General features: G+C 70.6%; 13 protein-coding genes. 10 read left to right on the forward strand and 3 right to left on the reverse strand.

The annotated features are described in order from the left end of the window. Positions 1 to 10 precede the first annotated feature (10 nt). The 5 genes from ACW7G5_RS08785 to ACW7G5_RS08805 all read left to right on the forward strand — a co-directional run bounded on the left by ACW7G5_RS08785 (position 11) and on the right by ACW7G5_RS08805 (position 7,917). Positions 11 to 1,702, forward strand: a complete 1,692-nt coding sequence (locus tag ACW7G5_RS08785; protein ID WP_457003665.1) for a glucoamylase family protein — start codon at positions 11 to 13, stop codon at positions 1,700 to 1,702. A 6-nt stretch (positions 1,703 to 1,708) separates the two neighbouring features. Continuing rightward, positions 1,709 to 3,004 carry a sugar ABC transporter substrate-binding protein gene (locus tag ACW7G5_RS08790; RefSeq protein WP_457003667.1) on the forward strand — a complete coding sequence of 432 codons (1,296 nt, stop codon included), beginning with the start codon at positions 1,709 to 1,711 and terminating at the stop codon, positions 3,002 to 3,004. Next, positions 2,994 to 3,872, forward strand: a complete 879-nt coding sequence (locus tag ACW7G5_RS08795; RefSeq protein WP_457003668.1) for a carbohydrate ABC transporter permease — start codon at positions 2,994 to 2,996, stop codon at positions 3,870 to 3,872. Before ACW7G5_RS08790 ends, ACW7G5_RS08795 begins: the two co-directional genes overlap by 11 nt. Then, positions 3,869 to 4,705, forward strand: a complete 837-nt coding sequence (locus tag ACW7G5_RS08800) for a carbohydrate ABC transporter permease (protein ID WP_457003670.1) — start codon at positions 3,869 to 3,871, stop codon at positions 4,703 to 4,705. The genes ACW7G5_RS08795 and ACW7G5_RS08800 overlap by 4 nt, the downstream gene beginning before the upstream one ends. A 101-nt stretch (positions 4,706 to 4,806) precedes the next feature. Next, a complete protein-coding gene (locus ACW7G5_RS08805) occupies positions 4,807 to 7,917 on the forward strand; it encodes a discoidin domain-containing protein (RefSeq protein ID WP_457003672.1) in 3,111 nt (1,036 codons plus the stop codon). A gap of 30 nt (positions 7,918 to 7,947) precedes the next feature. Here the strand turns inward: ACW7G5_RS08805 and pgl are convergent, their stop codons facing one another. Together pgl and ACW7G5_RS08815 are read right to left on the reverse strand one after the other, a co-directional pair. Then, a complete protein-coding gene (gene pgl / locus ACW7G5_RS08810) occupies positions 7,948 to 8,685 on the reverse strand; it encodes a 6-phosphogluconolactonase (protein ID WP_457003674.1) in 738 nt (245 codons plus the stop codon). Between the two features lie 56 nt (positions 8,686 to 8,741). Next, positions 8,742 to 10,121 carry a GH1 family beta-glucosidase gene (locus ACW7G5_RS08815; protein WP_457003676.1) on the reverse strand — a complete coding sequence of 460 codons (1,380 nt, stop codon included), beginning with the start codon at positions 10,119 to 10,121 and terminating at the stop codon, positions 8,742 to 8,744. 110 nt (positions 10,122 to 10,231) lie between these two features. On the opposite strand from ACW7G5_RS08815, the gene ACW7G5_RS08820 reads away from it, so the two are divergent. After that, the gene (locus ACW7G5_RS08820) at positions 10,232 to 11,347 is read left to right on the forward strand and encodes an ABC transporter ATP-binding protein (protein ID WP_457003678.1); all 1,116 of its coding nucleotides are present in this window, start codon (positions 10,232 to 10,234) and stop codon (positions 11,345 to 11,347) included. On the opposite strand, the gene ACW7G5_RS08825 is transcribed toward ACW7G5_RS08820, so the two are convergent. Continuing rightward, entirely contained in the window at positions 11,344 to 12,285 is a 942-nt protein-coding gene (locus ACW7G5_RS08825; protein ID WP_457003680.1) for a DNA ligase, read from the reverse strand. The two genes, ACW7G5_RS08820 and ACW7G5_RS08825, sit on opposite strands and share 4 nt — an antisense overlap. Before the next feature lie 181 nt (positions 12,286 to 12,466). On the opposite strand from ACW7G5_RS08825, the gene ACW7G5_RS08830 reads away from it, so the two are divergent. The 4 genes from ACW7G5_RS08830 (at position 12,467) to zipA (ending at position 21,530) form a co-directional block, all read left to right on the forward strand. Next, complete coding sequence (locus ACW7G5_RS08830; protein WP_457003681.1) at positions 12,467 to 14,731, forward strand: winged helix-turn-helix domain-containing protein; 2,265 nt, start codon at positions 12,467 to 12,469, stop codon at positions 14,729 to 14,731. A 130-nt stretch (positions 14,732 to 14,861) separates the two neighbouring features. Then, on the forward strand, positions 14,862 to 17,099 hold the full coding sequence (locus ACW7G5_RS08835) for an LVIVD repeat-containing protein (protein WP_457003683.1): 2,238 nt from the start codon (positions 14,862 to 14,864) through the stop codon (positions 17,097 to 17,099). A 143-nt stretch (positions 17,100 to 17,242) separates the two neighbouring features. After that, positions 17,243 to 20,755 carry a chromosome segregation protein SMC gene (gene smc, locus ACW7G5_RS08840; RefSeq protein ID WP_457003685.1) on the forward strand — a complete coding sequence of 1,171 codons (3,513 nt, stop codon included), beginning with the start codon at positions 17,243 to 17,245 and terminating at the stop codon, positions 20,753 to 20,755. A gap of 19 nt (positions 20,756 to 20,774) precedes the next feature. Continuing rightward, positions 20,775 to 21,530, forward strand: coding sequence for a cell division protein ZipA (gene zipA, locus ACW7G5_RS08845; protein WP_457003687.1), 756 nt, complete (start codon positions 20,775 to 20,777; stop codon positions 21,528 to 21,530). The last annotated feature ends 198 nt before the right edge of the window (positions 21,531 to 21,728 follow it).

Consider the following 21,728-nt stretch of genomic DNA (forward strand, 5'->3'; position numbering starts at 1 on the left):
AATCAAGGCAATGCGATCCGTTTCATTCCATCGTTTGAAGTACGTCGGGCCCTTGCTCGCCGTCCTTTTGTTCGCAGGCTGCGGGCGGGACGCGCCGGAGCCCGAGGTATCACCGCCGCGGCCGGGGCCGATCGAGGAGGTGGTGGTGACCGCACCACCACCCGATGCCGTGGCGCCGGCGGCGGCCGGACAGCTGCCGCCGTTGTTCGACGACATCGAGAAGCGCACCTTCCAGTTCTTCTGGGATACCACCGACGAGCGCAACGGCATGACGCCCGACCGCTTCCCGTCGCGGCCGTTCGCCAGCGTGGCGGCGATCGGCTTCGCGCTGACGGCGTATCCGATCGGGATCGAGAACGGCTGGATCAGCCGGCGGCAGGCAGTGGACCGGACCCTGCTGACGCTGGAGTTCCTGCTTGAATCGCCGCAGGGGCCGGAAGAGACCGGCACCATCGGGCACCGCGGGTTTTTCTACCACTTCCTCGACATGCGTACCGGCCATCGCTACGAGCCCTGGGTGGAACTGTCGAGCGTCGACACCGGCTTGATGATGCTGGGCGTGCTGTTCGCGCAAAGCTATTACGACGGCGACGATCCGCGCGAGCAGCGGATCCGCGAGGTCGCCGACGAGCTTTACCGGCGCATCGAGTGGCCCTGGCTGCAGCAGCGCCCGCCGTTGATCTCGATGGGCTGGTATCCCGAACGTGGCTTCATCGAGCACGACTGGACCGGCTACGACGAGGCGATGCTGGTCTACATCCTGGCGCTGGCCTCGCCCACGCATCCGATCGGGCCGGAGGCCTGGGAGGCATGGACCCGCACCTACGACGACAGCTGGGGCATCTTCCAGGGCCAGGAGTACCTCAGCTTCGCGCCGCAGTTCGGCCACCAGTACACGCATGCCTGGATCGACTTCCGCGGCATCCGCGACGCCTACATGCGCGGCCGCGGCATCGACTATTTCGAGAATTCGCGGCGCGCGACCTACGCCCAGCGCTCGTACGCGATCGAGAACCCGATGGGCTGGAAGGGCTACGGCGCCGACATCTGGGGCCTGACGGCGAGCGACGGGCCGCAGCGCACCGACCAGGAATACGAGGGCGTGATGCGCGAGTTCCGCCATTACAGTGCCCGCGGGGCGGGCATCGCGGTCGCCTTCGACGACGGCACCATCGCGCCCACCGCGGCGATCGCCTCGCTGCCCTTCGCGCCCGAGCTGGTGATCCCGGCCACGCAGGCGCTGGTCGAGCAGCATGGTGAGTACCTCTATTCCAGCTACGGCTTCCTGGACTCGTTCAATCCGAGCTTCGATTACGACATCCCGCTCAAGACCGGGCGCATCGTCCCCGGCAAGGGCTGGGTGGCCAGCGATTACATCGGCATCGACCAGGGGCCGATCCTGATCGGCATCGCCAACCACAGGCGCGAATTCGTCTGGAACGTGATGAAGCGCAATCCCTATATCCGCGCCGGACTGGAGCGCGCGGGCTTCACCGGTGGCTGGCTGGCGGAGCAGCAGGCGCAGGATGAGGCCGAGGCCCGGAAGGACGCGCAGGCGCAGACGCCTGAAGCGGCCGCCGGGGACAGCGCGGGCGCCACCGGCGGGGACGCGGTGGGCGACAGCACTTCGGATGCCGGTGCGCCAGCGGAAGGCCGCCGCGATGTGCCGGCGCGTGCGCCGTCTCCGTCGCTCGCGGACTGACCGGGGATGCCACGCCTTCGCGCCGGCCTTGCCATCGTCCTGTCGTTGGCGGCAGTGGCCAGCCTGGTGACGGGCTGCGCGCGCCCGGCCGACGGGGACACGACCACGATCCGCTTCTGGGCGATGGGCCGTGAGGCAGAGCTGGTCGCGGAACTGCTGCCCGGCTTCCGGCGTGAGCATCCGCACGTACGCGTGGAGCTGCAGGCGATTCCCTGGAGCGCGGCGCACGAAAAGCTGTTGACCGCCTATGCCGCCGACGCCATGCCCGACCTGCTGCAGCTGGGCAACACCTGGATCCCGGAGTTCGCGGCGCTCGACGCGCTGGAGCCCCTGCAGGCGCGTATCGACGCCTCCGATGCAATCGTCACTGACGATTACTTCCCGGGTATCTGGGACACCAACGTGGTCGACGACCGCGTGTTCGGCGTGCCGTGGTACGTCGATACCCGGTTGTTGTTCTACCGCAAGGACATCCTGCGCGAGGCGGGTGTCGCCGCCTTGCCACGCAACTGGGATGAATGGGCCGCGGCGATGGCCGCAGTGAAGCGCCACGTCGGCCCGGGGCGCTACGCGATCCTGCTGCCGCTCAACGAGTTCGAGCCGCAGCTGTCGCTTGCCCTGCAGCAGCCCGACCCGCTGCTGCGCGAGCAGGGCACCCGCGGCAACTTCGACAGCCCGGGTTTCCGCAGCGCGCTGGCGTTCTATGTGCGGATGTTCGATGAGGGCTGGGCGCCGGTGCTGTCGGAAACCCAGATCTCCAACGTCTGGGACGAGTTCTTCCGCGGCTTCAACGCCTTCTACCTGTCGGGGCCATGGAACATCCGCGAGTTCCGCAGGCGCGCGCCGGCGGAGCTTGCCGACCAATGGGGGACGATGCCGCTGCCGGGCCCCGATGGCCCCGGTGCCGGAATCGCGGGCGGAACCAGCCTGGTGCTGCCGCGCGGCGGCACGCATGGCGATGCCGCGTGGCTGCTGGTGGAATACCTCTCGCGGCCCGACGTGCAGCGCCGCTTCCACGCCCTCAGCGGCAACCTGCCGCCGCGCCGCAGCGCCTGGGAGCATCCCGATCTCGCCGGCGATCCGCTGGCGGCCGCCTTCCGCGACCAGCTCGAACGCGTGCGGCCCACGCCCAAGGTGCTGGAGTGGGAGCGCATCGCGCAGGAAATGCGCCTGGTGACCGAACGCGTGGTGCGTGGCGGGCTGGCGCAGGACCAGGCCGTGCGCGAGCTGGATGCCAGCGTCGACGCCATCCTCGCCAAGCGCCGCTGGATCCTGGCGCAGGAGGGCGGCGATGCGCGCTGACGCTGCGGGCTGGATCTTCGTGGCGCCGGCGCTGCTGGTGCTGGGCCTGTTCTTCGCGCTGCCGGTGGCTTCGGCACTGCTGCTGAGCCTGACCGACTTCGACCTTTACGCACTGGCCGACCCGGCGAACCTGCGCTTCGTCGCGCTCGACAACTACATCGACCTGCTGCGCACGCCGATATTCTGGAAGGCGCTGTGGAACACGACGTACTTCGTGGTGGTCGGCGTCCCCCTGTCGATCGCGGTGTCGCTTGCCGCGGCCCTGCTGCTCGACTCGCAGCTCGCGCGCGGCAAAGCGTTCTTCCGCACCGCGCTGTTCGCCCCGGTGGTGACCACCCTGGTCGCGGTGGCGGTGATCTGGCGCTACCTGTTCCACACCAGCTACGGCCTGGTGAACTGGGCGCTCGGGCACATCGGCATCGGTCCGGTCGACTGGCTGGGCGACCCGCTGTGGGCGATGCCGACGATCATCGGCTTCGCGGTCTGGAAGAACTTCGGCTACAACATGGTGATCCTGCTCGCCGGCCTGCAGGCGATCCCGCGCGAGCTCTACGAAGCCGCGCGCATCGACGGCGCCTCCACCTGGCGGCAGCTGGTGCACATCACGCTGCCATCGCTGGGGCCGGTGCTGCTGGTGGTGGCGGTGATCACGGTGTCGGGCTATTTCCAGCTCTTCGCCGAGCCTTATGTGATGACCCGTGGCGACCCGCTGCAGTCGACCGTAAGCGTGCTCTACCTCATGTTCGAGGAAGGCTTCAAATGGTGGAACCTCGGGCGCGCCTCGGCGGTGGCGTTCATGCTGTTCCTGGTGATCCTGGGGGTGACCACGCTGCTGCTGCGCGCCGGGCGCCGCCGGGACCTGGTATGAGCCGGCCGGTCGGCGGCACGCGCCTGGACACGCTGGTGGTCAACGGCGCGCTGGTGCTGTTCGCGCTGCTCGCGCTGGCGCCGCTGGCGTGGATGGTCTCGGTGTCGTTCATGCCGATGGGCGAAGCCAGCCGCTTCCCGCCGCCGCTGCTGCCCGCCGCGACCACGCTCGACAACTACCGCGAGCTGTTCGCGCGCACCGGCTTCGGCCGCGCCTTCGCCAACAGCCTGGCGGTGTCGCTGGCGATCACGCTCGGCTCGCTGGTGGTGAACACCGCGGCCGGCTATGCCTTCGCCAAGCTCCGCTTCCGCGGCCGCGAGCGCCTGTTCCAGGTACTGCTGGCGGCGCTGGTGGTGCCGGCGCAGGTGGCGATGCTGCCGCTGTTCCTGCTGATGAAGGAGCTCGGCCTGGTGAACAGCCTGGGCGGGGTGGTGGTGCCGGCCCTGGCGGGCGTGTTCGGTATTTTCCTGGTGCGGCAGTACGCACGCTCGATTCCCGATGCACTGGTCGAGGCCGCGCGCATCGACGGCGCCGGCGAGATGCGCATCTTCGTGCAGGTGGTCCTGCCGATGCTGAAGCCGGTGCTGGTGACGCTTGCGATCTTCACCTTCATGGCGGCGTGGAACGACTTCATGTGGCCGCTGATCGTGCTGGCCGAGCAGCAGCAGTACACGCTGCCGGTGGCGCTCGCAGCGCTGTCGCGCGAGCACATCATGGACGTGGAGATGATGATGGCCGGCGCCGTGGTCACGGTGCTGCCGGTGCTGCTGCTGTTCCTGGGGCTGCAGCGCTGGTACATGCAGGGGCTGCTCATGGGTAGCGTAAAGGGATGAGGAAGATGTGCGCGATGGCGGTGCGGAGCGGAAATCGGCGGCCTTGGTGGGGCACGGCCGGAGCAGTGCTGATGGCGCTGGCGGCGTTGGCAGGCGGGTCCATGGCGACGCCGGCGTTTGCCCAGGAAGCGTTGACCACGCGCCTGCTCGACGGCTTCGATGAGCCGCGGGCATGGAGCGTGGTGGCATCCGACCAGGTCGACGCGGAGATCCGCGCCATCGATGGCGAAGAAGGTCGTGGGCTGTGTCTTGACTACGACTTCAACGGCGTCTCCGGCCACGCCGGCATCCAGCGCGCGCTGCCGCTGGAGTATCCCGGCAACTACCGCTTCGACCTGCGCCTGCGTGGGGACGCGCCCGCCAACGACCTGCAATTCAAGCTCGTCGATGCCAGTGGTGACAACGTGTGGTGGGTAAACCACAGCGGGCAGGAACCGCCGTCGGACTGGACGCCGGTGCACTACAAGGCGCGGCACATCGTGAAAGCCTGGGGCCCGGATCCGGATCCCGTGCTGCGCGCCAGCGCCAAGCTGGAGTTCGTGGTCTACAACCGCGTCGGCGGCCGCGGCTCAGTGTGCTTCGACGAACTCGTCTTCAGCGAGCTGGCACCAAACGACGACAGCCCCCTGGCCGCGACTGCGCTCAGCACCGCGGGAGACGCCGCTGCCACGGTCGACGGCGATCCCGCCAGCGCCTGGCGCGCCCCGGTGGTCACCGGCGGGCAGCGCCTGGTGCTCGATCTCGGCAGCGTCCGCGAGTTGGGCGGCCTGGTTCTGGACTGGCTGCCTGCGGCGCAGGCTTCGCGCTACCGCATCCAGATGTCTGCCGACGGCATGGCCTGGCACGAAGCGCGCCAGGTGAGCGGCAGCGATGGCGGCCGGGACTGGATCGCGCTGCCGGAGTCCGAAGCGCGCTATGTCGCCCTGGATCTCCTGGCCGGGGCCGGCCAGGAATTCGGGCTGGCCGAAGCCACGCTCAAGCCGCTCGACTTCAGCGCCCATCCGAACGATTTCGTGCGCGCGGTGGCCGCCGACCTGCCGCGCGGCCGCTATCCGCGCGGCTTCAGCGGCGAGCAGCCGTACTGGACCATCCTCGGCCTCGACGGCGGACTGCAGCAGGGGCTCATCGGCGAAGACGGGGCGGTTGAAGTGGCCCGCGCCGGCTTCAGCATCGAGCCCTTCGTGATCGCCGACGGCCGCCTGGTCTCCTGGGCGGACGCCACGCCACGGCAGTCGCTGCAGGACGGCTACCTGCCGATCCCGAGCGTGGACTGGCGGCACGATGGTTTTTCGCTGCGGGTCACCGCGTTCGCTGCCGGCGATGCGGCGCGCTCGCAGCTGGTGCTGCGCTACCACCTGGCCAACACCACGGGACGTGCGCAGGAGCTTCAGCTCGCGCTCGCCGCGCGACCACTGCAGGTGAACCCGCCGACGCAATTCCTCAACACCCTCGGTGGCGTCAGCCGGATCAGCGGCATCGCGGTGGACGGCGGAATGGTGTCGGTGGCCGGCGTGCCGCGGGTGTTCGCCAAACAGGTGCCCACGGTTTCCTTCGCCTCGGCCTTCGACGCCGGCGATGTCGTGCAGCACCTCGCCGCCGGCAAGCTGCCGTCAACCATGCGCGTCGTCGACGACCCGACGGGCCTTGCCTCGGCGGCGCTGGTCTACCGCATGAAGCTGGGCCCGGGCGAAGTCGGCAGCGTCGACGTGATGGTGCCGATGACCGGCGGCAGCGGCCCGGCGCGGCGCTGGTGGGATGCGGAGGAGCTGCAGCACCGGGTCGCGGCGGACTGGCGCGGCAGGCTCGACCAGGTGCAGCTGGACCTGCCGCCGCAGGGGCGGGCGCTGGCGGACAGCCTGCGCACCGCGCTCGCGCACATGCTCATTTCGCGCGTGGGTCCGCGGCTGCAGCCGGGAACGCGCTCGTACTCGCGCAGCTGGATCCGCGACGGCGCGATGATTTCCGAAGGGCTGCTGCGGATGGGGCGCGCCGACGCCGTGCGGGATTACGTGGAGTGGTATGCACCCTTCCAGTTCGACAACGGCAAGGTGCCCTGCTGCGTCGACGACCGCGGCAGCGACCCGGTCCCGGAGAACGACAGCCACGGCGAGCTGATCTTCAACATCGCCGAGTACTGGCGCTACACCGGCGACCACGCCTTCCTCGAACGCATGTGGCCGCACGTGCTGGCCGCCTACGAATACATGGAGGTGCTGGCCCTGAGCGAACGCACCGAAGCCAACCGCGCCCTCGATCCCGCGTTCTTCGGAATGATGCCGGCCTCGATCAGCCACGAAGGCTATTCGGCCAAGCCGATGCACTCGTACTGGGACAATTTCTGGGCGCTGCGTGGCTACAAGGACGCGGTGCAGGTAGCCCAGGCGCTGGGCAAGGATGCCGACGCGGCGCGCATGGCGGCGTCGCGCGACCGTTTCCGCGCTGACCTGCTGGCGTCACTGGACGCCGCCGCGACCCGCCATGGCATCGATTTCCTGCCTGGTGCGGCCGAACTTGGCGACTTCGATGCCACCTCGACCACGATCGCGCTAGCGCCCGGCGGCGAGCTCGCCAACCTGCCCGCCGATCGGGTGCGCAACACCTTCGGACGCTACTGGCGCGAATTCGTCCAGCGCCGCGACGGCGATCGCGAATGGAAGGACTACACGCCCTACGAATGGCGCAACGTCGGCGCCTTCGTGCGCCTGGGCTGGCGCGAACGTGCCTGGGAAGCTGCGCAGTGGTTCCTTGACGATCGCGCGCCGCCGGCCTGGAACCAGTGGGCCGAAGTGGTGACGCCGACGCCGCGCAAGCCGTTCTTCCTTGGCGACCTGCCGCATGCGTGGGTGGCGTCCGACTTCGTGCGTTCGGCGCTGGACATGTTCGCCTATGCGCGTGAGTCGGATGACAGCCTGGTGCTTGCTGCCGGCGTGCCCGCGGAATGGCTGGACCAGGGCGTCGCCGTGCGCGGCCTGCGCACGCCGCAGGGCACGCTCGCCTATTCGCTGCGACGCGCGGAGGACGTGCTGGTGCTGGAGGTGGAGGACGGGCTCGAGCTGCCGCCTGGCGGGCTGGTGCTGCCCTGGCCGTGGGCCGATGGCGCGCCGGGAGCCACCGCGATTGATGGACGCCCGGCCACGTGGGAGGCCGGCGAACTGCGCATCATGCAGGTCCCGGCGCGGATCGAGATCAGCGGCGCAGGTAGCGGGTCCTGAAGCGGCCCGGCATCGGCAGGGCCCGACGTTTCACGGACACCAGAGGATCCGCAGCGTCGCGCCGGGCGTGAGGAAGGCCATGCGTACCGGAAATTCCATCGGGTCGTCGCCGGCCAGCACGCGGTCGAGGAGCTCGCGCTTGCGGGCACCGCGGATCAGCAACAGCCGCGTGTGCGCCGGGGCCAGCCCCGCGGGCGTCAGGCTCACCCGGCGCGTCCATGGACCGGCGCCCGGGCAGCCGGTGGCATCGACGGCAACGTAGGATCGGGGCGAGGCGAGGGCGTCGGCAAGCCCGATCATGTTCGGGAACAGCGAGCCGACGTGGCCGTCCTCGCCCATGCCCAGCACGACGATGCCGGCCGGATGCGCGGCATGCATGTTCGCGATCGTCACCGCTTCCTCGATGCTTCGCCCGGGCCGGGTGATCGACTCGAAGCGCGCGGCCTCGGCGTGATCGACGAGCAGCGACTCCCGGACCAGGCGCGCGTTGCTGGCGGGTTCGTCGGGCAGCAGCCAGCGTTCATCGACCAGGGCGACATCGACCCGGTCCCAGTCCAGCGGCGCGCGAGCGAGCGCGGCGTAGGCCGGTCCCGGCGTGCGGCCACCGGAAAGCAGCAGCCGCGTCCTGGGTTCGGATTCCAGGCTGCGGCGCAGGGCCGCGGCAAGGGTCACGGCCGCAGCCCACGCCCACTGCGTGCTGTCCTGGAATGCCTGGAACTCGACCCCGGCGCGCAGCTGGATACCTCCGTTGGCGCCGGTGGCACTCATCCCGCGGCTCCGTGGCGCTGGCTGGAAAATGCATGCATGCCGGGCGCCAGGGTCGTCTAGTAAGGGAGCGGATCGGAGAGCGTGCGCCCGTTGCTGGCGATCACGTCGGAATACCAGCGCGCACTGTCCTTGGGCGTGCGTTCCTGCGTGCCGTAGTTCACATGCACGATGCCGAAGCGTTTCGAATACCCGAGCGACCACTCCAGGTTGTCCAGAAGCGACCACGCCATGTAGCCGCGCACGTCCACCCCGGCGTCGATCGCTTCGCGGATCGCGGTGATGTGCTTGCGCAGGTAGTCGATGCGCAGCGGGTCGCGGATGCGCCCGCCCTCGGCCACCGTCTGGTCGAAGAAGGCGGCGCCGTTTTCGGTGATGTAGACGGGCAGGTCGCCGTAGGTCTGTTTGAACCACAGCAGCAGGTCGGTCAGGCCTTGGGGGAACACTTCCCAGCCGGTCTCGGTATAGGTGCCCAGCGGCTGCCGCACCACGGCGGTCTTCAGCGGGTAGCTGTCGCCGGCGGCGGTGACGCTGCGGGTGTAGTAGTTGATGCCGACGAAGTCCAGCGGCTGCCGGATCAGCTCGAAGTCCTCAGCCGGCCAGTCCGGCCAGGCGTCGCCGAAGATCTCCTTCAGCTCCGGCGGGTAATGGCCGAGCAGGGCGGGATGCAGGAACTGCTCGTTCATGTAGGCATGCGCGCGGCGCACGGCGGCGGCGTCCTCGGGCGAATCGCTGGCCGGATACTTGGGCTCGATGTTCACCACCAGGCCGATCTCGTGCTTGCCTTCGGCGCGATAGGCCTGCACCGCGGCACCGTGCGCGCGCATCAGGTTGTGCGCGGCGATCGGTGCTTCGTAGCGGCTGCGGTGGCCGGGCGCCAACGCGCCGTGCAGGTAGCCGCCGTCGGTGACCACCCAGGGCTCGTTGATCGTGGCCCACTTCTTCACCCGGCCGTCGAGCGCGCGGTAGAGCGTCGTGCCGTATTCGGCGAACCAGTCGGCGCAGTCGCGATTGAGCCAGCCGCCGCGATCGTCGAGCGCCGCCGGCAGGTCCCAGTGGAACAGCGTGGCCAGCGGCTCGATGTCGTGGGCCAGCAATTCGTCGACCAGGCGCGAATAGAAATCCACGCCCTTCCGGTTGACGCGGCCGATGCCCTCGGGATGGATGCGCGACCACGACACGCTGAAGCGATAGGCCTTGAGCCCGAGTTCGCGCATCAGCGCGACGTCGTCCTTCCAGCGGTTGTAATGGTCGCAGGCGACGTCGCCGGTATCACCGTTGAGGGTCATGCCCGGCGTGTGCGCGAAGCGCGTCCAGATGCTGGCGCCGGCGCCGTCGGCCAGCGGCGAGCCTTCGATCTGGTGGGCCGCGGTGGCGGCACCCCAGAGGAAGCCTTCGGGGAAAACGAGGTCTCTTGCAGGACCAGTGGAGTCGGACATGGACAAGGGGCTCCGGGCGGATCGGCGCGCAGGAATGCGTTGAAAACGGTTACATTGCGAGGATAACGCACAGGCCCCGCAGCCGCATGACGGGGAAACCCGGAGTGACGATGGCGCAGGTCAGGCTCGAACACGTCCGCAAGGTCTATCCCGACGGCTTCATCGCCGTCCACGACGCAAGCTTCGAGGCCGGCGACGGCGAGCTGCTTGTGCTGGTCGGACCTTCCGGCTGTGGCAAGTCGACCCTGTTGCGGATGATCGCCGGCCTGGAGACGGTCGACGGCGGAACGATCACCATCGGCGAGCGGGTGGTCAACGACGTCGCGCCGCGCGACCGCGACATCGCCATGGTGTTCCAGAACTACGCCCTGTACCCGCACATGAGCGTGGCCGGGAACCTGGCCTTCGGCCTGAAGCTGCGCGGCATGGACAAGGCGGCGATCGCGGAGCGGGTTGCGGGCGCGGCGAAGACGCTGGGGCTGGAGGACATGCTGGAGCGCAAGCCGGCAGCGCTTTCCGGCGGCCAGCGCCAGCGCGTGGCACTCGGGCGCGCACTGGTCCGGCAGCCGCAGGTATTCCTGCTCGACGAGCCGCTGTCCAACCTCGACGCCCGCCTGCGCGCGGCGATGCGGGTGGAGATCGCGCGGCTGCACCGCAGCCTCGGCACCACCATGGTCTACGTCACCCATGACCAGGTGGAGGCGATGACCCTGGGCCAGCGCATCGTGGTGCTCGACGGCGGCCGCATCCAGCAGGTCGACACGCCCATGGCCCTGTACGAGCGGCCGGCGAACCTGTTCGTGGCCACGTTCCTGGGCAGTCCGGCGATGAACGTCATTCGCGGTCGGCTGGTGTCGGTTGGCGACGCGCCCGCGCTGCTGGCCGATGGCGAGCTGCGCGTACCGCTGCCCGGGCTGCAGGTGCCCGGCGATTGGGAGGGCCGCGAACTGGACATGGGCCTGCGGCCCGAGCACCTGATGCGGGCGGACGCCCCGGCCGGCGTGGAAGCCGTTGGGAGTGGCGACGCCAATTTCGAAGCGCTGGTGGAAGTGGTCGAGCCGGTGGGCAGCGAGGTGTTCGTGAACCTGGACCTGGGCGGGCATGCGCTGGTGGCGCGGCTGCCGCCCGGCGACCTGCCACGTCCGGGCGAGTCACTGTCCCTCCGGGTCGCAGTCGCCCACCTGCACTTCTTCGATATCGGCGACGGACGCCGATTGCAGCGCTAATCCAGTCGAGGGAGCGCGCCTGCCTGGCGCTCGGGGCCGGCATCGGGCGGCGGCTCGCGCAGCCGCATGAAGCGTGCGAAGCGCGGCAATCCATTGATGGTCAGGCCGTTGTAGCGATAGGTCACCAGGCTGCCGAGTGGCGGCGGCACGTCGCGCTCGGCGTCGCTGAGGCCGCTGCCGAGGCGGAAACGCGCGCCGTCTTCGCGCTCCACCAGCAGGGCACCGACCATGCCGGCGTACTTGCCGCGGCCTGGCAGATGCGCGACCACGCGCGCTTCGGCATCGTCGTGCGGCTTGAGCTTCAGCAGGCCGTCGCTGCGGCCGGGCATGTAGTGGACGTCACGGTGCTGCAGCATCAGGCCCTCGCCGCCGGCGTCGAGCACAGCGCGCAGGCGGGCCTGCAGCTGCTTGTCGTCAGTGACCCTTGACTGCGCCACCGGCCGCAGCCAAGGGGGAGTTTCCGGGCCGGCGAGCGCGCGCATGGCCTGGACCCGCTGCTCGAAGGGACCGGCGTGGGCCGGCAGGTCGAACACGAGGAAGCGCATCGCGCGCCACGGCGCGTCATCGGCCGGCGGATTGCGTACCAGGCTGCTGGCCTCCTCGAAGCGGCCGCGGCCCAGCCACAGTTCGCCGTCCATCGGCTCCTCTGGCCAGCCCGCGGTGAACCAGGGCGGCGCGTCCACCGGCAGGCCACCGCGCGTCCACAGCCGCCGACCGTCCCAGCGCCCGCGGACGCCGTCGAGCTTTTCGCTCAGCCAGTAGTCCGCAATGGGCCCGGCAGGTATCGCGCCGGGCGCAAGCACCGCGGGCGCGGCGTGCATGAGATCGGCTGGCTGCGCGTGAATGGCCGTGGGGGCGAAGGCCGGTGCGGACATGCATGCGCAGGCGAGCGCGCCGCGAAGGAACACGCCTGCTCTAAGTGCCGGAGCCGTGGTCATCGGTATGGTCCATCCTCGGGAAAGGCAGGCCAGCCTCCCGCCTCGTGCCCACCCTGCATATCGGCGCGACGGCCAAGCCTGCATCGGTGAGTTGCCCGTGACGATGCCGGGTACTGCGCCGGGATCCGGCCAAGGGGCGTCGAATCGGCGATCATCGCAGCGTGCAGATCCGATCGAACCCATGAGCCCGCGCTACCGCTTCGGGCGCCACTTGCTGGACACGGCCACGCGCGAACTTCGGCGCGACGGAGAGCCGGTGGTGCTGCAGGCGCGCGTGTACGAGTGCCTGCTGTGCCTCATCGCCCACCGCGACCGCGCGGTGTCGCGCGACGAACTGGTGCGGGCGGTGTTCCGCCGCGCCGACGTGTCCGATGCCCAGCTCGGGCAGGTGATGGTGCGCACGCGGCGGGCGGTCGGCGACGACGGCCAGTCCCAGCACACCGTGCGCACGGTGCCGCGCTACGGTTTCCGCTGGATGATGCAGGTGGACGTCGAACAGGGCACGCCGACACCGGCCCCCGTTCCCGTTCGCGTTCCCGTTCCCGTTCCCGTTCCGGCCAGCATGGAGCCGCCCCCTCGACCTCCGCCGCCGGACCCGCCCCGCCCGGGCGATTCCGGCCGGCTACGCCAACGGTGGGCTGTCGGATCGTTCGCGCTCCTCCTGTTGGCGGTCTTCGCGGCCACGGCATGGTGGGCGACGCGCCAGCGACCTCATGCAGGACCGCTGGACGCGGTTGTCGTCGGCAGTGGGGCGACGGTGCCGGTGCAGGACGCGCTGCTGGTGCTGCCGACCCGCGTGGAGGACGGCGACGATGTCGCCTGGGTGCGGCTTGGCCTGATGGACTACCTCGGCGACCGGCTGCGGCGCAGCGGCCTCGTGGTGCTGTCGAGTGAGTCGGCGCTGGCGGCGGACGCACGCGAGGGGGGCGACGGGCCCGCCCAGTTCCGCGCCATGATGGGACGCGGCTGGCGGGTGGAAAGCGAGGTGGCGCGGAACGGCGCGGCGTGGCGTGTCCGCCTGACTGCAGGGGACGGCGGGGGCATGACCCACGCCGCGGCCGGAGAGGCCGGCGACCTGCTCGAAGCCGCGCGCCTGGCGGTCGACCGCTTGGCCCCGAGGCTCGGCGGAACGGCGCTGGCGGATGCCGAGGCCACGGACCTGGCCGAGCGCCTGCAGCGTGCGCGAGCGGCGATGCTGGCCAACGAGCTCGAGGCCGCACGCGGCATCCTGCTTGCCGCGCCCGAGCTGCAGCGCGCACAGCCGCGGCTGCAGTACCAGCTGGCGCGGGTGGATTTCCGCGCCGGCGAACACGCGCGGGGCCTGGCGCGCCTGGAGCGCCTGCTGGAAGAGGATGCCGTGCCCGATCCGGTGTTCCGCGCGCAGGTGTTCAACGCGCGCGGCGCGATGCTGCTGCGCCTGGATCGGCTTGACGAGGCGGAGGCGGCGTATGACACCGCGATCGCGCTGGCCGCGGAGTACCCGGCCGAGCTCGGCCAGGCCCTCAGCGGGCGCGCGGTGGTGTACGCGATGGACGAACGCTTCGACGCGGCCCTGGCCGACTTCGGCCGTGCCCGAGTGACGCTGCAGCGGACCGGCGATGCCCTGGCGGTCGCGAGGGTCGACGCCAACATGGGCATCCTCGAAGCCGATCGCGGCCGGCCGGCCCAGGCCCTGGCCTTCCTGGACGAAGCCGAACAGGCGTTTTCGGCAATGGGGGCGGTGAACGAACTGGCGACCGTGCTGGCAGCGCGCACCGACGCCGAACTCGGCCTGCTGCGGGTGGAGCAGGCGCTGGCGGCAAGCGGGCGCGGCCTGGCGCTGCGCGACCGCGTCGCCGACCCGGCGCAGGCGCGGGCGCTGCTGCAGGCGCGGGCGGGGGCGCTGCGGGTCGCCGGCCGGCTGGACGAGGCGGCGGACATCCTCGCGAGCCGTGGCCCGCCAGGCCCCGGTCTCACGCTGCAGCTCGAGGCGGCGCGGCACGAGGTTGCGCTGGCCCTCGACCGCGAACGGCCGGACGAGGCCCTTGCGTTGGCTGATGCGGCCCTCGCCGCCGTTCCCGTCGGCGTGCATCCGGAGGCCCGCGCCTGGCTGCTGCTGCGCCGCGAGCAGGCCGCGCTGCGTCTCGATCGGCCGGTGCGCATGGCGGCGGAGGCCGATCTGGGGGCGTTCGTGCCCGACCGGCTGCGGCGCGCACTGGGCGTGCAGCAGGCGGGACGGCCAGCAGCCGAGGTGGACGCCGCATTTGCCGACGCCCTGTCACTGGCCGAGCGCGAGGGCGTGCCGTCCGACATCGCCGACGTCGTACTCGCCTACGCCGACTGGCTGCTGGAGCAGGGGCGGCAGGCCGAGGCCGCGGCGCTCGCGGGGCGCGTGGCGATCTGGGCGCCCGCCGTCCCGTCGCTGGCGGAGCTGCAGGTGCGGGTCGCTGCCGCGATCGCCGGATGACGGTGGATTTCGCCCGCAAGTGTCTGATTTCAAGCGCAATGATCATGTAACAGTCATGCGTCTGGAGTGTCCGGCAGCAGGTCGGGTCCCAAGGTCGGTGATCCACCCCAGCAAGACAGAGGATCCGTACGTGAAGCCGAACCCGTTTCTCACTGCCGCGCTTGCGGCTGCCATGGCCTGCACCCTTGCCGCGGGCGCCGAAGCCGCCGAGCCGCTCACGCTCAACCTGCTGCGCGGCGGCGGGATCGCGGCTGCCCCGGTCGTTTCCGGCGCGCTTGCCTACGTCCCGACGGGCCGCGTGATCGCGACCTGGGACTACGCCCGACCTGATCGACCGGTGCGGCTGGACACCTCGGACGCCGTGGGTGGCCCCATCAACGGCCTGGTGCGCGTGGGCGACCACCTTTATGCCAGCTGGCGCGGCGACAACGGTCGCAGCGGCGTCGCCACCTGGTCACTGGCCGACCCGCGGGTCCCGCGCCTGGTGCGCGATGACGAGGCCTACCTCGACAGCGATCGCACGCTGCGCGCCCTCGGCCTGACCACGGCCAACGACCATCTCTATCTGTTCGACGATGGCCACGGGCTGCTGGTCGGCAAGCTCGACGATCCGGAGGCGCCGGTCTTCGCGGCCAGCGCCGTGGGCAGCCTCCCGGCCCAGTTCACGGACCTGGCGGTCCACGGCGACACGATCCACGCCAGCGGTCGTGGCTGGCTGGGCAATACGGTCTACACCCTGTACGACGTGTCCGCGCCTGGAGCCCCGGTGGTGGCGTCGAGCCACGGCCTGGACGGCCTCGACACATTCCGGGTCGTCAGCGGCCCGGAGACCGCGGTCGGCATCGGCAACAACCTGTCGGTCTTCGACACGGCCGCGGGCATGGCCCAGCGTGGCTCGATCGAGATTCCCGCCGCTACCGCCGGCGCCCGCCTGGGCGACCATGTCTACAGCTTCGGCTACGGGCCCGGGATGGGGATCTGGAACGTGGCCGACCCGGACGCGCCGCAGGCGGTGGCACAGTCCACGATCGATGCCTTCGCCGGCAGGCGGGCCGTGCCGCTGGGCGAACAGGGCATGTTGCTGCAGACCGGCACCGATCTCATGCATGCGCTGGACGTCGGCCAGCCCGGCAAGCCGCAGCTGGTGGCCACCGGCTGGCTCCCCGGCGGCGTCCGCGCCGTGGACGCCGCGATCCATGACGGAAAGACGGTGCTGCTGCAGGCGAACTACGGCCTGACGGTCAACGACCCGGATACGCTGGCGCCGCTGGCGCGCGTGGAGGCCGGCCTGCCGAAATTGCTGGAGGGCCGCAGCTTCGAACAGATGGCCATGGCGGGCGACATCGCCTGGATGGCGGCCTGGGGCTACGGGCTGGTGGCGGTGGATCTCGGCGCGCAGGGTGGGCCGAAGGAGGTCTCGCGGCTTCCGTACCAGTTCGCCGCGACCATCGCCATCGAAGGAACCCGTGCCTGGGTCGGCCGCTGGACCAATGAAGGCGGGCTGGCGACGGTCGACATCGCGAAGCCCGGCGCGCCGGCGCTGCTGTCGGAGATCCCGCTCGCCAACCAGCCGTACCGCCTGCATGCCGGCAATGGCTACCTCTACATGGCCCAGGGCGCGCAAATCGAATCCGGATACTCGGGCGGCATGATCGTCTTCGACGTGTCCGGCAGTGGGGCGCCGCGGCAGCTTGCCCACGTCGACGACGGCTGCGGCGCGGCCTTCGATCTCGCCGTCGACGAGGCCATGGACCTGGCCTACCTCGCCTGCGGAGAGGGCCTGCGCGTGGTCGACATCGCCAATCCGGCGGCGCCCGAGGTGATCGGGCGCTACTCCCCGGGCAGCGGCTTGGGGGACTACACCCGCGTGGCCCAGGCCGGCGAACTGGTGTGGTTCGCGGACGCGGAAGGCCTGCATGAGCTTGACGTCAGCGATCCCACCAGCCCGGAGCTGCGGAAGCTGACGTCCTTGGGCGGTGCCGCGCCGCAGCGCCTGCTGGCCACCGGAGACCAGCGCCTCCTGGCCCTGGGCGGCGACACCGGCGTCCACGTGCTGGGTCCGGATGCCCGGCTGCTGCGCGCCGGGGAAACGGTGCGGGGCCTGTCCGGTGCGGAAGGCGATTCGTTCCTGTTCGCCGTCCGGGTGCCGGCCGGCGTGCGCAACCTGACGGTGCTCAGGGGCGGTGGTGGTGGCAGTGGTCAGCTGCGCATCGAGTCCCGCCACCAGGCGGTGCCGGAGGATGGCGCCGCCGATGGTTCGACCAGCGGCCGTGGCCTGCGCATCCAGGCGCCGGAGCCGGGCCTCCACTACATCCGTGTCACCGGACTGCAGGCGTTCGCCGGGGTCAGCCTGTACGTCGTCTTCTGAGGCTTGGGGGTAGCGGCATCCGGCCCAGCCGGGTGCCGCTATACTGCGGTGCTGCTGCCTCCGGGCCGCATTCCCGCTGCATTTCCCCGAAACCGACCGCCGCCACGGCCCGCCCGTGTGCCGCCGAGGCAACCGACCGCCGCATGCGCCTGTCCACGATCAAGCTCTCCGGCTTCAAGTCATTCGTCGATCCGACCACGCTCCACCTGCCGACCAACATGACCGGCGTGGTGGGCCCCAACGGCTGCGGCAAGTCGAACATCATCGACGCCGTGCGCTGGGTGATGGGCGAGAGTTCGGCCAGCCGCCTGCGCGGCGATTCGCTGACCGACGTGATCTTCTCCGGCTCGACCTCGCGCAAGCCGGTCTCGCAGGCCACCGTCGAGCTGATCTTCGACAACAGTGACCACACCATCACCGGCGAGTTCGCGGCCTTCAACGAGATCTCGGTCAAGCGCCTGGTCTCGCGCGATGGCCAGAGCAACTACTACCTCAACGGCGCCAAGTGCCGCCGGCGCGACATCACCGACCTGTTCCTGGGCACGGGCCTGGGGCCACGCAGCTATTCGATCATCGAGCAGGGGATGATCAGCCAGATCATCGAGGCCCGGCCCGAGGATCTGCGCGTGTACCTGGAGGAGGCCGCCGGCATCTCCAAGTACAAGGAGCGGCGCAAGGAAACCGAGACCCGGATCCGCCACACCCGCGAAAACCTCGATCGTCTCAATGACCTGCGTGAGGAGGTCGGCAAGCAGCTGGGTCATCTCGCGCGGCAGGCGCGGCAGGCCGAGCAGTACACCGCCATCCAGGCCGAACGCCGGATCCGCGAGGCCGAGTGGAAGGCGCTGGAATTCCGGGCGCTGGATGCGAAGCTGTCGCGGCTGCGCGAGGGGCTGTCGCAGGAAGAAACCCGCCTGCAGCAGCTGATCGCCGAGCAGCGCGAGGCCGAGCGCGCGCTTGAAGAAGGCCGCGTGGAGCGCGAGGACGCGATGGAGGCCCTCAACCGCGCCCAGGCCGCGGGCTACGAGGTCGGCGGCACGCTGGCGCGCATCGAGCAGCAGATCGCCCACCAGCGCGAGCTGTCGCAGCGCCTGCTTCGCGCCCGCGAAGAGGCCGAGGATGCGATCGCCGAGCTGGCGCAGCACATCAGCGGTGACGAGGAGCGCCTGGCGATCCTGGAGGAGTCGGTGGCCGAGGCCGAGCCCGCGCTGGAAGCCCTGCGCGAGAGCGACGAAGCCCGCCAGGACGCCCTGCGCGAGGCCGAGGCCGCGCTGGCCGACTGGCAGGAGCGCTGGGACGCCCACAGCCGCGAATCCGCCGAGGCCGCGCGCGCGGCCGATGTCGAGCGCACCCGCGTCGACTACCTCGACCGCCAGTCGCTCGACGACGACCGCCGCCGCGGCGTGCTGTCCGCCGAGCGCGCGGGCCTGGACCTCGACGCGCTGGCGGAAGCCTTCGCCGGCGTTGCCGAAGAACACGAGACGCAGAAGCTCGGGCTGGAAGGCCTCAACGAAGGCCTGGACGTGCGCAAGCAGGCCGCGCTCGACCTGCAGGACCAGCAGCGCGCCAGCCAGCAGGAGATCTCCGACGTCCGCAAGCAGGCGCAGGAAGCCCGCGGCCGGCTGTCCTCGCTCGAGACCCTGCAGAACGCCGCGCTTGGGCAGGAGCAGGGCGCGGCCATGGCCTGGCTGCGCCAGCACGGCTTGGATTCCGCCACCCGCGTGGGCGAAGCGCTGGAGGTCGAGGCCGGCTGGGAGAACGCGGTCGAGGGCGCGCTGGGACAGATGATCGAAGGCGTGCTGGTCGAGAGTCCGGAGGCGCTGGTCGACGCGCTGGCGGATCTCGGCGATGGCCGCATCGCTCTGGTGTCGTCCGCGCATGCCGATGAAGGCGGGGCTACGTTCGCGCCGACTTCGCTGGCCGCGCGCGTGCGCGGGCCGCTGGCGATCCGCCGGCTGCTGTCGCGGCTGCACGTGGCAGATTCACTGGCCGAGGCGCGCGCGCTGCAGGCGCGGCTGGAGCCCGGCGACTCGGTGATCACTCCGGACGGCGAGAGGCTCGGCGCCGGCTGGCTGCGGGTGCTGCGCTCGGGCGCGGCGCGCCAGGGCGCGCTGCTGCGCGAGCGTGAGATCCAGGCCCTGCGCGAAAGCATTGAAACGCTGCAGGCGCGCGAGGTCGAACTTGAAGAGGCGCTGGCCAACGGCCGCGAGCGCCTGCTGGCGGCCGAACAGGCGCGCGAGGACACCCAGCGCCAGCTTTACCACGCGCATCGCAGCGTGTCGGAGCTTGCCGGCCGGCTGCAGGGCCAACAGGGCCGGCTGGACGCCGCACGCAATCGCATCGAGCGCATCGATGCCGAACTCGCCCAGCTTGGCGAGTCCATCGCCGGCGGCGGCGAGCAGGCGCGCGAGGCGCGCGGCCGGCTCGAGGACGCCGTGTCGCGCATGGCCGAGCTCGAAGGCGTGCGCCGCGAGTTCGAGGCCGAGCGCGCGCGCCTGGCCGCCGCCCGCGACCAGGCGCGCACCGCGGCGCGTGAATCGCGCGAACAGGCCCATGCCCTGGCGCTGCAGCTGGAAGCCCAGCGCACGCAGGCGAACGGACTGCGCCAGGCCCTGCAGCGGATGGGCGGCCAGCGCGGCCAGCTCGACAGCCGCCTGGGCGAGATCAGCGCGCAGCTCGCCACTGGCGATACGCCGGTCGATGAGCTCGAACAGCAGCGCCAGGCCGCGCTTGCCCAGCGTGTCCAGGCCGAACAGGTCCTGGCGCAGGCGCGCACCGCGCTCGACGGGGTCGATGCCGCGATGCGCGGCAACGAACAGGTGCGCCACCAGCGCGACGAGCAGGCCATCGCCCAGCGCGAAACCATCGCCCAGCGCCGCCTCGACCAGCAGGCGCTGGTGATCCACGCCGAACAGCTCGCCGCCGCGGTGAACGAGGCCGGCTTCGTGCTCGACGAGGTGGTCGCCGGCCTGGCCGACGAGGCCGAGGCCGCCGCCTGGGGCCGCATGGTCACCGACTTCGACGCCAAGCTGCGCCGCCTGGAGCCGGTCAACCTGGCCGCGATCCAGGAGCATGCCGAAGCCGCCCAGCGCAAGGAATACCTCGACAGCCAGGACGCCGACCTCACCTCGGCGCTGGACACGCTGGAGGACGCCATCCGCAAGATCGACCGCGAGACCCGCGGCCGCTTCAAGGACACCTTCGACCGCGTCAACTCGGGCGTGCAGGAGATCTATCCGCGCCTGTTCGGCGGCGGCCATGCGTATCTCGAACTCACCGGCGAGGACCTGCTCGACACCGGCGTCGCGATCATGGCGCGCCCGCCGGGCAAGCGCGTGTCCAACATCTCGCTGCTGTCCGGCGGTGAGAAGGCGATGACCGCGGTGGCGCTGGTCTTCGCGATCTTCCAGCTCAACCCGGCGCCGTTCTGCCTGCTCGACGAGGTCGACGCGCCGCTGGACGAGGCCAATGTCGGCCGCTTCAGCGCGCTGGTCACCGAGATGAGCGAGAAGGTGCAGTTCCTGTTCGTGACCCACAACAAGTCGACGATGGAAGCCGCGAAGCAGCTTTCGGGCGTTACCATGCGCGAGCCCGGCGTCAGCCGACTGGTGTCGGTCGACCTTGCGGAAGCCGCACGCCTGGTCGGCGCCGCCTGAACCAACAAGGGAGAGCACGATGAGCGACGTTTGGCTGCTGCGGATCGGGATCCTGGTCGCGGGCGTGCTGCTGTTTGGCGCGATCTGGTATTTCGGCACCAGGCCGCGCAGTCCGCAGGGACGCCGCGTGCCGGCCAGGTCCACCCCGGCCGCGCGCGAGGAGCGCTTGGAGCCGACCCTGGGCGCGCAGCTTGAGCGCGAACTGGGCGAGGGTGGCGAGACGCCGGTCGATGACGCCATGCAGGCCGAGATGGACCTGCTCGACGGCGCTGTCGGCGGCACTGCGGGCGCCACGGTCAGCCAGTACGGTCAGCGCGTCAGCGACGACTTCGACAAGATCGTCACCCTCTACATCGCGGCACGCGCGGGCCACGTGCTGCGCGGCCCGGACATCGTGGTCGCTGCCGAAAAGGCGGGGCTGACCTACGGCCACCTCAACGTCTTCCATCGTCTGGTGGCCGGCCATCCCGAGCGCGGCCCGGTGTTCAGCGTCGCCAACATCCGCCGCCCCGGCAGCTTCGAGATGGCCGAGATCCAGGCGCTGGAAACCCCGGCCATCGCCTTCTTCCTGACCCTGCCGGCGCCGGTGTCCGCGCTCGACGCCTGGGACGCGATGCTGCCCACCGCCGAACGCATGGCCGAGCTGCTCGACGGCGTGCTGCTCGACGAGCAGCGCAACGCGCTGGGCCGGCAGCGCATCTCGCACCTGCGCGAAGAGCTGCGCACCTACGACCGCGAGCAGGACGTCCCGATCACCCGCAGCCCCGACTGGTAAGCCCCCCCGGATCCCCCCCCGTAGGAGCAGCTACAGCTGCGACCTGGATCCGGCGCCATCTGCCGACGCAGCCGCGACCGCAGCTGCAATCGCCGCTATAGCGGCTCCCGCAAAAGCCGCGACACGCAGCAGCCAGCTGCGATCCCTCACAGGAGCCATTGGCTGCGATCCCGCATTGTGGGAGCGGCTATAGCCGCG

This window comes from Luteimonas sp. A501 (assembly GCF_054052085.1).

Coding starts and splice junctions, on each gene's coding strand:
- ACW7G5_RS08785 (WP_457003665.1), top strand. CDS start 11: ATGCGATCCGTTTCATTCCATCGTTTGAAGTACGTCGGGCCCTTGCTC.
- ACW7G5_RS08790 (WP_457003667.1), top strand. CDS start 1,709: ATGCCACGCCTTCGCGCCGGCCTTGCCATCGTCCTGTCGTTGGCGGCA.
- ACW7G5_RS08795 (WP_457003668.1), top strand. CDS start 2,994: ATGCGCGCTGACGCTGCGGGCTGGATCTTCGTGGCGCCGGCGCTGCTG.
- ACW7G5_RS08800 (WP_457003670.1), top strand. CDS start 3,869: ATGAGCCGGCCGGTCGGCGGCACGCGCCTGGACACGCTGGTGGTCAAC.
- ACW7G5_RS08805 (WP_457003672.1), top strand. CDS start 4,807: ATGGCGACGCCGGCGTTTGCCCAGGAAGCGTTGACCACGCGCCTGCTC.
- pgl (WP_457003674.1), bottom strand. CDS start 8,685: ATGAGTGCCACCGGCGCCAACGGAGGTATCCAGCTGCGCGCCGGGGTC.
- ACW7G5_RS08815 (WP_457003676.1), bottom strand. CDS start 10,121: ATGTCCGACTCCACTGGTCCTGCAAGAGACCTCGTTTTCCCCGAAGGC.
- ACW7G5_RS08820 (WP_457003678.1), top strand. CDS start 10,232: ATGGCGCAGGTCAGGCTCGAACACGTCCGCAAGGTCTATCCCGACGGC.
- ACW7G5_RS08825 (WP_457003680.1), bottom strand. CDS start 12,285: ATGACCACGGCTCCGGCACTTAGAGCAGGCGTGTTCCTTCGCGGCGCG.
- ACW7G5_RS08830 (WP_457003681.1), top strand. CDS start 12,467: ATGAGCCCGCGCTACCGCTTCGGGCGCCACTTGCTGGACACGGCCACG.
- smc (WP_457003685.1), top strand. CDS start 17,243: ATGCGCCTGTCCACGATCAAGCTCTCCGGCTTCAAGTCATTCGTCGAT.
- zipA (WP_457003687.1), top strand. CDS start 20,775: ATGAGCGACGTTTGGCTGCTGCGGATCGGGATCCTGGTCGCGGGCGTG.